Below are 12,525 nucleotides of genomic sequence, written 5' to 3' on the forward strand. Positions count from 1 at the left end.
AGGGAGCTGTTAGCACTCGGCCACAGCGAGTGCCAAGTCTGTCATCGATCCCAGGACCCGGTCAAGCAGGATTTTTCAAGGTTTCGAAATATTTTAGTCTCAATGATTAATATTTTCTTCATTACATTGTCATATTCCAAATCCGAACGGCGGGCTCTCAGCGGGTGTAGCCTCAATTCCATGGAACACCTTGCCATCCTGCGCGACCTGCAAGCCACCTTGGACTACCTTCGGACCATTGAGCGCGACCTGTCGGCCCTGCCCCCGGATCTGGCGGCCCTGGACACCCGGCTCAAAGCCATCGAGAAGCAGATGGCGGAAAAGACCAAGTCGCTGGACTCGGCCCGGACGCATATCCAGGTGAAATCCAAGGAGCTGGTCCTGGCGCAGAAGGACGAGGAGCGCGCCCGGGCTGCCGTCAAGACCACCAGCCAGAAAGTGCATTACACCGCGGCCATCCGCGAGCTGGACGAGAAGGAGCGCCTGCGTGCCTCCGTCTCCCGCCCCCTGAAGGCCTACGAAACTGAAGCGGACGCCCTCACGCAGGCGCTGGCGGCACTCGAATCCGAGCGCGCCACGCTCAAGGCCCAGTTCGACGAACTCCACGCCATCTTCCTGGCCGAGCATGCCAACCAGGTCGAGGGGCGCAAGCAGCTCAAGGCCAAGCAGGCCGCGCTGGAGGCCAAGCTGGCCACGCCTGAGGTCACCCGGTTCCACCGGCTCGCCAGCGCCCGCCAGGGCCGCGTCGTGGTGCCCGTGGAGAACGGCGCCTGCTCGGGCTGCCACGTGAAGCTCCGCGGCCCCTTCCTCTTCCAGCTGAAAGAGGCCAAGGACGCCGTGGCCTGCGAATCCTGCCAGCGGATCCTCTTCCTGCCGTGAACCTGGCAGATCGCCTCGAGGGCCTGCGCGCCCGCATCATCCAGGCCTGCGAGGCCGCGGACCGCGACCCGCAGAGCGTCGAGCTGCTGCCGGTTTCTAAGAAGCAGCCCCTGGCGTTGATCCAGGAGGCGGCGGCCCTCGGCTTCACGCGCTTCGGCGAGAACTATGTGCAGGAGGGCGCCGACAAGGCCGCCGCCGCGCCCGACCTGGCCTTCGTGCTCCTCGGCCCCCTCCAGCGCAACAAAGCCAAGCCCGCCCTTCAGCATTTCCGGGAGATCCAGAGCCTGGATCGCCCCGAGCTGGCCGAGCGCCTGCGCCGCCTGGCCGGAGAACTGGGCGTGGTTCGCCCCGTCTGGATCCAGGTGGACCTCTGGGACGAAGCGACCAAACTCGGCGGCTGCGCCGAGGCGGATCTGCCCGCCCTGATGGGGGCCCTCGGTGATGACCCCCACCTGCCGCTCCGGGGTCTCATGGCCATTCCTCCGCCCGAAGACCCGGGCGCCTTCGTCCAGCTGCAAGCCCTGCGCGAGCGCCTCCAGCAGGACCTGGGACGGCCCCTGCGCCTCAGCATGGGGATGAGCGCCGACCTGGAAGCCGCCGTGAAGGCTGGCAGCGACCAGGTCCGCATCGGCACAGCCTTCTTCGGCGAGCGGCAGTACTGAGGCCGGAGCACCCTTCCCGGAGGTAGGGCCTCGCGATCCCTTCCGCTTCATGGTTCGATGGCTCTTCCACCCCTGGAGCCTCCATGACCACGATCAAGACCGCCACGGCCACCCTGCCCGTCTCCGCCGACGCGCTGTACGCCTTCCTCTCGGACCTCTCGAAGCACCGCGCCTTCCTCGAGCCGGCCGCCATGGCCTTCCAGGGCGACGCCGACAGGCACAGCTATGTCATCGAGGTCATGGGCATGAAGATGCCCCAGGAGCTGGTGGTGAAGGAGCGCGTGCCCGGCCAGCGGGTGGTGTTGGTCCCCGGCGCGAAAAAGATGTTCGATCACGAGCTGCGCTTCGAGATTGCCGCCGCCGGCGAGGGTTCCACCCTGCGCCTCGTGGACGAGGCCGACATCCCCATGATGATGGCCATGATGGGCGCCGAGAAGCTGCTCCAGGGCCAGCTGGACAGCGGCCTGGCGCGGATCCAGGAACTGGCGGGAGCGGGCCAGCTGGTCTGAACGATTAAGGATCCGGGTCCACCGGGAAGACCGGAACCGGGGATGCACGGGGATGAACGGTGAGGGGGAAGGCAGGCTCCTGCTTTTCATCCCCGTCCATCGCCGTTCATCACCGGTTTCCTTTCTGGCGTTTCCCTGAAAGGATTCCCTTCATCGCGACATGACCTGGTACCGGGCCCATCCCGCCCGCACCCATCCCCGGAGGTTCCATGCGCCCCGCCCTGCTGCTCGCCGCCCTGCCCTCGCTCCTGATCTCCCAGGAAGCGGTCACCACGCTGAAGGACCAGAAGGCCCTGGCGGTCACGATCTACAACGACAACCTGGCCCTGGTGAAGGACACCCGAGAGGTGCGGCTGCCGAAGGGCGAATCCCGCCTGGCCTTCCAGGAGGTGTCCGCCCAGATCCGGCCGGAAACAGCCCTGCTGCGGAACCTGACGCACCCGAAGGACTTCTGGGTGGCGGAACAGAACTTCGACTTCGACCTGCTCACGCCCCAGAAGCTGTTGGAGAAGTATGTGGGCGAGAAGGTGACGGTGATCTCCGCCCGGCCGAAAGCGGCCGGCCCGGGCACCGATGAGATCCGCGAGGAGGCCACGGTGCTGGCCACCAACAACGGCACCGTGCTCCAATTCGCTGATCGCATCGAGACCAGCGCTCCCGGCCGGATCGCCTTCCCGAAGGTGCCCGGCAACCTGCGGGCCCGGCCCACCCTGGTGATCAGCCTCAACAGCGGCGCCGACCGCGAGCAGAAGCTGGAGCTGAGCTACCTCACGGGCGGGCTCTCCTGGCGGGCCGACTACGTGGCCAACCTGGCGCCGGACGAGAAGACCCTCGACCTCAGCGGCTGGGTGACCCTCACCAATCAGAGCGGCGCCGCCTATCCCAACGCCACCCTGCAGCTGGTGGCGGGGGATGTGAACCGGGCGCAGCAGCGTCCCGAGCGCGTCTACGAAATGGCGGGAATGGCCGCCAAGGCCGCCCCGGCGGCACCCCGCATGGCCGAAGAGAGCCTCTTCGAGTACCACCTCTACACCTTGGACCGCCCCACCACCCTGGCCGTGAACCAGACCAAGCAGGTGGCCCTGCTCAGCGCCAGCGCCGTGCCCGTCCGCAAGGAGTACCTGCTTCAGGGCCAGCCCTACTACTACTCCGGCAGCTATGGCGACCTGGGCGACAAGCAGAAGGTGGCGGTCTTCGTGGCCTTCGACAACAAGGAATCCAGCCGCCTGGGCATGCCCCTGCCCAAGGGCATCATCCGCGTCTACAAGCGCGACAGCGCCGGCCGCGCCCAGTTCGTGGGCGAGGACAATGTCGACCACACACCCAAGAACGAGCTGGTCCGCCTGAAGCTGGGCGAGGCCTTCGATGTCACCGCCCGGCGCAAGCAGACCGACTACAAGAGCCTCGGCCGGCAGGGGAAGTTCGGCTTCGTCCATGAGTCCGCGTACGAGATCGAGCTGAAGAACGCCAAGAAGGAGGCCATCACCGTCAGCGTGCTCGAGCCCCTGCCCGGCGACTGGGAGATGCTGCAGAACAGCCAGCCCTTCGCCAAGGAGAGCGCGGGCACTGCCCGCTTCAGCGTCACCGTCCCCGCCGAGGGCAGCGCCAAGCTGACCTATCGCGTGCGGGTGAAGTGGTAGGACAGACTCTCGCCTCCCGCGGGGCCCGCCCTGCGCCATACTGAACCCCCATGCCCCTTCCCGCCCGCTTCCTCGCCCGCCTGCGACGCCTGCCTCTGCGCCTGCGCGGCCGCCTGAGCGGCGGCACCGAGGGCCAGCATCCCTCCAAGCTCAAGGGCGCCGGCCTCACCTTCGTGGAAAACCGGCCCTACGTGCCGGGGGATGATCCCCGCTTCATCAATTGGCCCCTCACGGCACGCACCGGCGAGCCGATCATGAAACGGTTCGAAAGCAGCCGCGACCTGGTGCTGTGGCTGGTGGTGGATCCCTCGCCCTCCATGTTCCTGGGCGATCCCGTGTCGCCCCTGCGCTGGACCATGGAGCTCTGCGGGGCCGCCTTCGCCACCCTCCAGGCCACGGGGGACCGCCTGGGCCTCATCGTCCCCGGCGACGGGCGCACGCCCGCCCTGCGCATCGCTCCCAAGCGCGGCCGCATCCATGGCCTGCGCATCCTGGAGACGCTGGCCGAGCGGGGGCCGTCCCTTCCCACGGAGGCCGCCTGGCGCGAGGCCTTGGGCCACTGGGGCGAGCACGGGAAGGGCCATCGCCTCTGGCTCTTCAGCAACGGCGCGGGGCTGCAGGGTCTGGCCCCGCTCCTGAAGCCCCTGGCCACCCGCCACCGGCTGGTCTGGTTCCAGCCGGAGACCCCCGAGAACCCCAAGGCCCCGGCCTGGCCCGACCCGGGTTTCTCCGCCGCCATCGAGCGGCAGCGCTGGGACCTCCTGGAGGACCCCATCGTGAAGCTGAACGCCTGGCTGCGGGTGGGGGGGGCATGATGCTGGCGCTGGGTTCCTCCAATCGCCCTTTCATGCCCGGAGTCCGCAGGCGCATTCCGAGCTATCAAAAGACTGGGGTTCTGGTGCTGGCGGGGTGCCTGTCCGTCCTGGCCAGCCCCACCTGGAAGGCGCCGGGTCGGCTCAAGCTGGGTGAACTGCAGGTGCTCGAGCTGCGGGAGGAGGATCCGGCGGCGCCAGCGCCGCCTCGACCCACCGTGGAGGACCGCCTCGGGCCGCTCCGCCTCCGCTCCATGGAGCCCCTGGCCGATGGGCGTGGCTGGCGGTTCCAGGTGCAGGCCCTGGAGCCGGGCGCCGCCGTGATTCCCGCCCTGGATCTGGGCAATGGCCAGCGCAGCCCCGAACTGCGCATCGAGGTACCCCGCACCATCCCCTTCGGCGGACCCTGGGTGGGCTTCGGGGGCGGGAACGAGGATCTCCTGCCAGCCATCCCCTTCCCCTGGGCCTGGGCCAGCCTGCTGCTGCTGCCGCCCCTGGGCCTCGCCGCCTGGGCCACCCGGCGCTGGCGGAGGGGTTCCGCCAAGCGCCATCTGCACCACGCGGCCCACGCCTTCCGCCGGCACTGGCCCCCGGCCAACCGGGATCGGGCCGCCCTCGACGCCGCCCATGCCCTGGGCCGCGACCTGCTGGCTGCCCGCTTCGGGGAGGCCGCCCGGGCCTGGGGGCCCACCGAATTCCAGGCCCGCAACCTCGACCCCTGGGACCAGTGGGTGAAGAGCCTCGATGCGGCCCGGTTCGGCCGCACGGAACCGCCCTTCCCCGCCCCGGAGCCGCTGGTGGCGGCGCTGGATGCCCGCGGCGGCCTGAAGGGGGACGCATGATCGCCCTGCGCCATCCCCTGCTCCTGCTGGTGGCCGTCCCCCTGCTCATCTGGGCCTGGCGGGTGATCTACCGCTGGGGCATCCCCTCGTCGCGGCCTTCGAGCTCCCTGGCCCGCCTCAGCTCCCACTGGCTGCCGCCGCTGCTGGCCCTGGCCCTCGGCTTGGCCGCGGCCGGGCCGGAATGGCGCCGGCCCGTGCGGGGCGAGGCCCCAGTCGTGGATTTCGCCGTGGTCCTCGACGGCAGCAGCAGCATGCAGATCCTCGACCGGCCGGAGGAGGACCGCTGGCATGCGGCCCGCCGCACCCTCGCCCAGTTCGTCCAGCGGCGCCCCGATGACCGCTTCGCCCTCATCCTGTTCAGCGCCCATCCGGTCACCCTCAGCCCCCTGACCGCCGACCACACCCGCCTGCTCCGCATGCTGGCCCGCTTGAACCTGGACAGCCGCGACGACGGCACGGCCATCGGCTCGGCCCTCATGACCGCCGTCCGGCGCCTGGAGGACAGCCCGGCCCGCAGCCGCGTGATCCTGCTCATCACGGATGGCGTGCAGAACCGGGGTCGCGTCACGCCCCAGGAGGCCGCCGAGGAGGCCCGCCACAACGGCATCCGCATCCACGCCGTGGCCCTCGGGACGGACGGCGAAAGCCTCGTGCCCCTCGAGGGTGGCGGCTTTGCCCGCCTCCGCGTGGAGGTGGACCATGCCACCCTTCAGCAGGTGGCCCACCTCACCGGCGGCGAGTCCTTCAGCGCCGAGGATCCCGGCGGCCTGGCCCGCAGCCTCGCCGCCGTGGACCAGCTGGAGAAGACCCTCCTGCCCGTGGATCAGCCCACCGAAGGCCAGCCCCTGGCCCGCTGGTGCCTGCTGGTGGCCGCCCTGCTGGCCCTGCCCCTGGCCGCCGATCTGGCCTTCAAGCGCGGCAAGCCAAGGCCCGCCTGGGTGGAGGGATCATGAACCTGCCCTTCACCCATCCCTGGCTCCTGGCGCCCTTCGGCGCGGCGGCGCTGACGGCCCTGGGCCTGGCCCTGCGCGCCCACCTGCGGCCGGGCCTGGGCGTGCAGGTGGTGGGCCAGCGCCCGCTCTGGCAAGGCCTGGGCATGGCCCTGATGTTAGCGGGCCTGGGCCTCGGCCTGGCGGAGCCCCGCTGGGGCCTGCCCGAATTCCCGCGGCTGACCGTGCATGTGGTGCTGGATGCCAGCCGGTCCATGACCGTACCCGATGCGGGTGGACGCTCCCGGTGGGACGCGGCGGTGGGCGCCCTGGACCACCTCTGGTCCCAGCCCCAGGCCGGCCTGCGCTGGAGCCTGGACCTGGTGACCGGCGATGCCATCCCCGTCCAGCCCCCCGGCGAGGATCGGACCCTCCTGCGCGAGGCATTGCGGGCCGTGGTCCCCGGCGAAGTCGGCTCCCCCGGCACCAGCCTGGGGCGGGGCCTGCCCCAGGTGGCCGCCCAGGCCGACCGGGATGCCCCCGCGGTGATCCTGCTGCTCAGCGACGGTGAAGAGACCTGGGAGGCCCCCGAAGCCGCCCTGGACCGCGCCGCCAGCGCCCTCAAGCAGGCCAGGCTCCCCGTCTGCGTATTGGCTTTCGGGGACGGCCAGCCGCATGCCGTTCCGGCGAAGCCCGGCCCGGAGGGGGCACCTCCGGCGGCGGAACCCGCGGTGAGCACCGCCCACCCCGAATTCCTCGCGCGCCTGGCCGAGGCCACCGGAGGCCAGGTCTTCACCAGCGGCCAAACCGCCGCCACGGGCCTCCAGGCCCTGGCCGCCGGCAGGCTCCCCCTGCCCACCCGGCGCTCCCTTCAGCCGGCCCACCCCGAGGTGGGGGCCTGGCTGGCCTTGGTTGGCCTGGCCCTCTGGCTGTTCTTCGCCGGGAAGCCCATGGCCCGCTGGCGGCCCATCCTGCTCCTGCTGGCGGCTCTGGGCGCCCCCCTCCACGCTCAGACGCGCAAGGTCTGGGCTCCTCCCAGCGTGAAGGCCTGGCTCGCCCAGCGGGCCCTGGAAGAGGGCGACCTGCCCGGCGCCCAGCGGTGGCGCCCCGATGACGCCAAGCCCTCCCACCTCCTCCTGGCGGCCCTGATCGACCTGCGGAGCGGCTCCCCCGAAGAGGCCCTCAAGGCCCTGTCCCCCCTGATGGGCCAGGGCGCCCCCCGGCCCCTGCCGCCCTGGCGCGCCCCCGCCCTGCTGCTGGCCGCCCGGGCCCAGCTGGACGCCCAGCGCCCCGCCGAAGCCCGGGCCCTGTTGGAGCGGCTGCTGCTCGAACAGCCGGGCCAACGGGACGCCATCCACGACCTCCAGACCCTCGTGAAAGATGCCGCTCCGCCGCCTCCGCCCAACCCCAAGAAGCCCCCGCCGCCGCCCCCACCCCGTCCCAGCATGGGCGCCCAGCAGGACGAGCTGGAGGGCCTCAAGCAGCGCCTGCCCAAACCACCGAAAACGGCCGGTGGGGTGAAGGATCTCTAGAAGCCGTCAGCCATCAGCTGTCAGCTTTCAGCGAAAGAAACGGCGGCCCTCAGGCCGCCGTGCTTTGTTGACTGACAGCCGATAGCTGACAGCTGATAGCCGAAAGCTATTTCGCCCCCAGCCAGGCTGCGAACTCGGCGCCGGTGCGGAAGGCGCCCACCTGGCGGCGGACCTCCTTGCCGTTGGCATCGAGGATCACCATGGTCGGGAAGGCTTCCAGCCCGAACTGCTCGGCCAGCCGAGTCCCCTCCGGCAACGGAGTGCGGTCGCGCTTCTGCACCAGGGCGGAGAAGGGCACGACCTTGGCTAGGGCAGCCTGGCCCTCGGCGCTGGGGAAGATGTTCTTCTGCAGGTACTGGCAGGGGGGGCACCATTCCGTCCAGAGGTCCATGAAGATGACCTTCTTCTCGGCCTTGGCGCGCTTGAGGGCGGTCTTGTAATCGTGCTCCCACTTCACGGGTCCCTGCGCCACCAGGGGCGCGGCGATGAGCAGGAGGGCGGCGAGGGACTTCATGCTGGGACTCCGGGGAGAGGGCGGGCGGACCGCACAGGGACTTGACAGGGACTTGGATGGAGGCAGGCGGCCTTCCGTTCCATCTTCCAGGATACCCGGGCTAATCTTCCGGTTCAGCGGCCCGTAATCTCAAGCGACCCGGCGAGTGCCGACCCCATTCCTTCCAAGGAGGCCGCTCATGCGCGCCATCATGATCCCGCTGGCCCTGGCGGCCAGCCTCAGTCTTCCCCTGGCCGCGCAGAGCGCGCGGTTTCTCAAGGTGGACATCGTCTCCAAATCCTTCCACCACCATGCCAGGCACAAGGGTGAGGATGGCCCCAACGAAGTGCACATCCGCATGCCCATCAGCCTGGCCAACGGCATTCTCGACATGGCCGGTGAGGGCGAGATCAAGATCAACGGTGAAACGAAGAAGGGCATGAAGCCCGAACAGCTCCAGAAGCTGCTTGCCGGCGCCAAGCCGGGCGACCTGCTCCTGGAAGTCACCACGGACAAGGGCGATCACATCCGCGTCACCATCGAGTAGCCGGGAGCCCCTCCGCGTGCACCACAAGCCCCGCTTCGGCGGGGCTTCTCGTTGTACGCTGGAGCCATGGAATCGCTGACCGAACTTCGAGTGCGCTACGCCGAGACCGATGCCATGGGCATCGTCCACCACGCCACTTATCCGGTCTGGATGGAGCTGGGCCGCAGCGACTTCCTGCGGGAGCTGGGCCAGAGCTACGCGGACTGGGAGGCCCGGGGCGTGCGCCTCGTGGTGAACGAGATCCGGGTCCGCTTCCGCGCGCCGGCCCGCTACGACGAGCTGGTGCAGGTGCGGACCTTCCTGCAGGAGACCGGCCGCCGTCGCATGGTGTTCGGCTACCGCATCGAGCGGGATGGCGCGCTGCTGGCCGAGGGGGAGAGCGTCCACCTGGTGGCCGGCTCCGACAACCGCGCCCGCGTGCTGCCCGAAGATCTCCTGGCCCTGGTTCAGGGGCGCTGAAGCGTCTCCTGGGGGCACAGGCAGGTGGACGTGAGGGCGGCCAGGGCGTCCATGACCCGCCGCCGGCTTTCGCTGAAGGCATCCGTCTGGAAGCTCTGGAAACTCACCAGCCCGACCGGTCGGTCACCCCGGCCCAGGGGGACGCCGTACCAGGAATGGGGGATGAGTCCGGTGGCCTGTTCGGCGGCGGTCAGCAGGCTGCCGGAAGCCTGCCCCTCCTCCATGGTCCGGATGTAGATGGCCCGGCCGCTGGCGAGGACCCGCTCGGACAGACCGGCCCGCTCGGAGAGCCGCCGGGACGGGTGCTGCCGGACCCGGCCACCCTCGTGGTAGAGCACGAACTCAAGCTGATCGCGGTCCCAATCCGCCAGGGCCAGGTAGAAGCAGGCCAGGCCCAGGGGCTTGAAGCAGACCTCCATGAGGGCCTCGCCCAGCTCCCGGGGGGTGAGCCCCGGACGGAGCCGCTCCACGGTGCCCAGGAGGAGATCCCGGTCCTGGTCGAGATGGCGCACCAGCTCCTGGGTTTCCTCCAGGCGGCTCTTGAGGGCCCGGTTCTCCTCCTCCACCTGGCGCAGGCGCTCGTCTTGCCTGAGGGGGGCCTGTTCCCTGGATTTTCCGCCGAAGAGACCCATGAGGACACACGAAGCCTTCAGAAGAACGGACAAAGATGGTTACCTAGTGCCATGAAGATGCAGCGGCAGATCTCCCTTTTCAACACCCTGACCCGAAAGATCGAGCCCGTGGTGCCCGTGGTGCCAGGGAGTGTCTCCTTGTACACCTGTGGACCCACAGTCTACAACTACGCGCACATTGGAAATTTAAGAACCTTCCTCTTCCAGGACCTCCTCAAGCGCACCTTCCAGGCCGCTGGCCACGAGGTCCGCCACTGCATGAACATCACGGATGTCGAGGACAAGATCATCCGGGATTCCCAAGGGGCCCTGCCGGCGGACGCCAGCAACGAGGCCCGCCACGAGGCCATGAAAGCCCTCACGGAGCGCTTCACCGCCGTCTTCCTGGAGGACCTGGCCACCCTGGGCGTGCAGCAGGCCGATTTCCTCCCCCGCGCCACGGCCTACATTCCCCAGATGATCCACCTGGTGCAGGAGCTCGAGGCGAAGGGGCTGGCCTACGTCCGCGAGGGCAGCGTCTACTACCGCATCGCCGGCTTGCCCCAGTACGGCTGCCTGGCCCACCTCGATCGCGAGGGCATGCAGGCGGGCGCCTCGGTGGACGCGGACGAGTACGAACGCGATTCCGTCACGGACTTCGTGCTGTGGAAGGCCGCCAAGCCCGGCGAGCCCTGGTGGGACAGCCCCTGGGGCCCCGGCCGGCCCGGCTGGCACATCGAGTGTTCCGCCATGGGCATGGAGCTGCTGGGCGAGCGCGTGGACATCCACAGCGGGGGCGTGGACCTCATCTTCCCCCACCACGAGAACGAGATCGCCCAGAGCGAGGGCTGCCTGGGCCACCGCTGGGTGAACCACTGGGTCCACGGCGAGTTCCTCATGGTCGAAGGCCAGAAGATGGCCAAGAGCCTGGGGAACTTCTTCACCCTGCGCGACCTCGTGGCCAAGGGTGTGGACGCCATCGCGCTCCGCTACGCCATCCAGAGCAACCACTACCGCAAGGTTCTGAACTTCAGCTTCGAGGGCCTGCGCGCCGCCGAGAACTCCCTCAAGCGCATCCGGGCCTTCCGCAAGCGCATGGAGGGGGAGGGGCAGGCGGGCGGTGGCCCCTGGGCCGAGGCCATCGATCCCGCGGCCCGGCTCGCGCAGGCACGGGAGGCCTTCTGGGCGGCCATGGCGGACGACCTCAACACGCCGGAGGCCCTGGCGGCGATCTTCACCCTCATCAGCGACCTCAACGCCCAGGACGACCATGTGGCCCTCACCCGCGAGGAGCGGGACGCCGCGCTGGCCTTCCTGGACGAGGCCGACGCCATCTTCGCCGCCTGGCCCCACGAGGAGGCCAGCCTCGACGCCGAAGTCGAGGCCCTCATCGAGGCCCGGAAGGCCGCCAAGGCCGCGAAGAACTGGGCCGAAGCCGACCGCGTGCGCGACCAGCTCAAGGCCATGGGCATCGTGCTGGAGGACCGCAAGGACGGCACCGTCGGCTGGCGCCGCGGGTAGTCCCAGGAAGAGGGAAGCCCGGCCAAGCCGGGCTTCCCTCTTCCTGGATGGCCCCTGCCCTATCGGCTGAGGCGCTTGAGGGCGATCTGGATGAACTCCGGAGGGCCGGGGAGGAGGCCGGAATCCGCGACGGCGTTCTGGCCTTCCTGGGTCAGGAGGAAGTGGATGACTTCATCGACCGCGGGAGGCAGGGGCTGGCCCGGCGTCCGGTTCAGGTAGGCGTAGAACAGGCGGGGCATGGGGTACTTGCTGGTGGTGATGGCCTCCTGGTTCGGGAAGCGGGCATCCTCGATGTGGTAGGGCGTCACGGGAAGCACCTTGTTGGCGAAGTACCAGGACGCCATGGTGCCGAAGGCGATGCCGGCCCGGTCGGTCATGACCGCTTCCGCCAGGGCGGAGGAATCGCCGCGCTCCTGGATGCCCGGCCGGAACTCGCCCTTGAGCATGGCCTGGGTGGCGAAGGAGGTGCGGGTGTTCGTCCCCTCGGCCCGGGCGTAGGCGACGATGGGCATCTTGGCCCACTCGCCCTTGACCCCCAGGTCGCCCCAGACCATCGCCGGAGCCTTGCTGCCGCCGAGGCGGGCCTTGGAATAGATGGCGTCCAGCTGCTCCATGGAGATGGAGGTGATGGGGTTGGCCTTGTTGACGAACACGATGTTGGCGTCGAGGCAGACGGGAATGCGCATCGGCATGTAGCCGAACTTGGCCTGGAAGGCCTTGGTCTCCTCGGTCGTGAGTTCCCGGTCGGCCAGGATGAGCAGGGCGGTGCCGTCCTGGAAGTCCTTCACGGCCTCCTTCGTGAACTTCGAGCGGTAGATGAGATTGGCCTCGGGATGGAACTTCTTGAACCCGCTGGACCATTCGTCGCCAAGGTCCATGAGTTCGTCCGCACCTGGCAGGTCGATGGGACCTTTCACGGCGGCCTTGGGCTGATAGTGGGGGATGACGGTGGGCACCTTCGCCCGCGTCTGGGCCGTCTGGCCCTGGAGCCCCGTGAAACAGCAGAGCCCCATCACCACGGCCAAGCCCGCGGCGAAGTGAGTACGGTTCCCTCTCATATGGACCCCTTGTTGAATCAGGGGGGCGGTG

General features: G+C 69.3%; 14 protein-coding genes. 11 read left to right on the forward strand and 3 right to left on the reverse strand.

The features are described 5' to 3' along the window. Positions 1–180: 180 nt before the first annotated feature. The 8 genes from MLE43_RS11355 to MLE43_RS11390 all read left to right on the forward strand — a co-directional run bounded on the left by MLE43_RS11355 (position 181) and on the right by MLE43_RS11390 (position 7,805). A complete protein-coding gene (locus MLE43_RS11355) occupies positions 181–879 on the forward strand; it encodes a zinc ribbon domain-containing protein (RefSeq protein WP_243304082.1) in 699 nt (232 codons plus the stop codon). Then, the gene (locus MLE43_RS11360; protein ID WP_243304085.1) at positions 876–1,541 is read left to right on the forward strand and encodes a YggS family pyridoxal phosphate-dependent enzyme; all 666 of its coding nucleotides are present in this window, start codon (positions 876–878) and stop codon (positions 1,539–1,541) included. Before MLE43_RS11355 ends, MLE43_RS11360 begins: the two co-directional genes overlap by 4 nt. Positions 1,542–1,624: 83 nt before the next feature. Next, positions 1,625–2,050: an SRPBCC family protein gene (locus MLE43_RS11365; RefSeq protein ID WP_243304086.1), complete on the forward strand. Its 426-nt coding sequence runs from the start codon at positions 1,625–1,627 to the stop codon at positions 2,048–2,050. Positions 2,051–2,259: 209 nt separating this feature from the next. Beyond that, entirely contained in the window at positions 2,260–3,690 is a 1,431-nt protein-coding gene (locus MLE43_RS11370) for a DUF4139 domain-containing protein (RefSeq protein WP_243304088.1), read from the forward strand. A gap of 50 nt (positions 3,691–3,740) precedes the next feature. After that, complete coding sequence (locus tag MLE43_RS11375) at positions 3,741–4,505, forward strand: DUF58 domain-containing protein (RefSeq protein ID WP_243304090.1); 765 nt, start codon at positions 3,741–3,743, stop codon at positions 4,503–4,505. Between the two features lie 83 nt (positions 4,506–4,588). After that, positions 4,589–5,344, forward strand: coding sequence for a hypothetical protein (locus tag MLE43_RS11380; RefSeq protein WP_243304092.1), 756 nt, complete (start codon positions 4,589–4,591; stop codon positions 5,342–5,344). Continuing rightward, positions 5,341–6,297 (forward strand): VWA domain-containing protein, encoded by a 957-nt coding sequence (locus MLE43_RS11385; protein ID WP_243304095.1) that lies wholly within the window; start codon positions 5,341–5,343, stop codon positions 6,295–6,297. Before MLE43_RS11380 ends, MLE43_RS11385 begins: the two co-directional genes overlap by 4 nt. Then, complete coding sequence (locus tag MLE43_RS11390; RefSeq protein ID WP_275976204.1) at positions 6,294–7,805, forward strand: vWA domain-containing protein; 1,512 nt, start codon at positions 6,294–6,296, stop codon at positions 7,803–7,805. The genes MLE43_RS11385 and MLE43_RS11390 overlap by 4 nt, the downstream gene beginning before the upstream one ends. A 106-nt stretch (positions 7,806–7,911) precedes the next feature. Here MLE43_RS11390 and MLE43_RS11395 read toward each other — a convergent pair whose 3' ends face one another. Next, positions 7,912–8,319, reverse strand: coding sequence for a thioredoxin family protein (locus MLE43_RS11395; RefSeq protein ID WP_243304097.1), 408 nt, complete (start codon positions 8,317–8,319; stop codon positions 7,912–7,914). Positions 8,320–8,497: 178 nt separating this feature from the next. Between MLE43_RS11395 and MLE43_RS11400 the strand changes: the two genes are divergently transcribed. Both MLE43_RS11400 and MLE43_RS11405 read left to right on the forward strand, forming a co-directional pair. After that, complete coding sequence (locus MLE43_RS11400; RefSeq protein WP_243304098.1) at positions 8,498–8,845, forward strand: hypothetical protein; 348 nt, start codon at positions 8,498–8,500, stop codon at positions 8,843–8,845. Between the two features lie 66 nt (positions 8,846–8,911). Further along, complete coding sequence (locus MLE43_RS11405; RefSeq protein WP_243304100.1) at positions 8,912–9,304, forward strand: acyl-CoA thioesterase; 393 nt, start codon at positions 8,912–8,914, stop codon at positions 9,302–9,304. Here MLE43_RS11405 and MLE43_RS11410 read toward each other — a convergent pair. After that, complete coding sequence (locus MLE43_RS11410) at positions 9,292–9,936, reverse strand: GAF domain-containing protein (protein ID WP_243304102.1); 645 nt, start codon at positions 9,934–9,936, stop codon at positions 9,292–9,294. The two genes, MLE43_RS11405 and MLE43_RS11410, sit on opposite strands and share 13 nt — an antisense overlap. 51 nt (positions 9,937–9,987) lie before the next feature. Here MLE43_RS11410 and cysS point away from each other — a divergent pair, with 51 nt between their 5' ends. Then, a complete protein-coding gene (gene cysS, locus MLE43_RS11415; protein ID WP_243304105.1) occupies positions 9,988–11,436 on the forward strand; it encodes a cysteine--tRNA ligase in 1,449 nt (482 codons plus the stop codon). A 59-nt stretch (positions 11,437–11,495) separates the two neighbouring features. On the opposite strand, the gene MLE43_RS11420 is transcribed toward cysS, so the two are convergent. Beyond that, positions 11,496–12,494, reverse strand: a complete 999-nt coding sequence (locus tag MLE43_RS11420; protein WP_243304107.1) for a PstS family phosphate ABC transporter substrate-binding protein — start codon at positions 12,492–12,494, stop codon at positions 11,496–11,498. Between the last annotated feature and the right edge of the window lie 31 nt (positions 12,495–12,525).

Source organism: Geothrix oryzisoli (assembly GCF_022808865.1).
In the GTDB taxonomy this organism is placed as follows: domain Bacteria; phylum Acidobacteriota; class Holophagae; order Holophagales; family Holophagaceae; genus Geothrix; species Geothrix oryzisoli.

Bases quoted from the DNA above. Each gene is read 5' to 3' on its own strand.
- MLE43_RS11355 (WP_243304082.1), top strand. From the start codon at position 181: ATGGAACACCTTGCCATCCTGCGCGACCTGCAAGCCACCTTGGACTAC.
- MLE43_RS11365 (WP_243304086.1), top strand. From the start codon at position 1,625: ATGACCACGATCAAGACCGCCACGGCCACCCTGCCCGTCTCCGCCGAC.
- MLE43_RS11370 (WP_243304088.1), top strand. From the start codon at position 2,260: ATGCGCCCCGCCCTGCTGCTCGCCGCCCTGCCCTCGCTCCTGATCTCC.
- MLE43_RS11375 (WP_243304090.1), top strand. From the start codon at position 3,741: ATGCCCCTTCCCGCCCGCTTCCTCGCCCGCCTGCGACGCCTGCCTCTG.
- MLE43_RS11385 (WP_243304095.1), top strand. From the start codon at position 5,341: ATGATCGCCCTGCGCCATCCCCTGCTCCTGCTGGTGGCCGTCCCCCTG.
- MLE43_RS11390 (WP_275976204.1), top strand. From the start codon at position 6,294: ATGAACCTGCCCTTCACCCATCCCTGGCTCCTGGCGCCCTTCGGCGCG.
- MLE43_RS11395 (WP_243304097.1), bottom strand. From the start codon at position 8,319: ATGAAGTCCCTCGCCGCCCTCCTGCTCATCGCCGCGCCCCTGGTGGCG.
- MLE43_RS11400 (WP_243304098.1), top strand. From the start codon at position 8,498: ATGCGCGCCATCATGATCCCGCTGGCCCTGGCGGCCAGCCTCAGTCTT.
- MLE43_RS11405 (WP_243304100.1), top strand. From the start codon at position 8,912: ATGGAATCGCTGACCGAACTTCGAGTGCGCTACGCCGAGACCGATGCC.
- MLE43_RS11410 (WP_243304102.1), bottom strand. From the start codon at position 9,936: ATGGGTCTCTTCGGCGGAAAATCCAGGGAACAGGCCCCCCTCAGGCAA.
- cysS (WP_243304105.1), top strand. From the start codon at position 9,988: ATGAAGATGCAGCGGCAGATCTCCCTTTTCAACACCCTGACCCGAAAG.
- MLE43_RS11420 (WP_243304107.1), bottom strand. From the start codon at position 12,494: ATGAGAGGGAACCGTACTCACTTCGCCGCGGGCTTGGCCGTGGTGATG.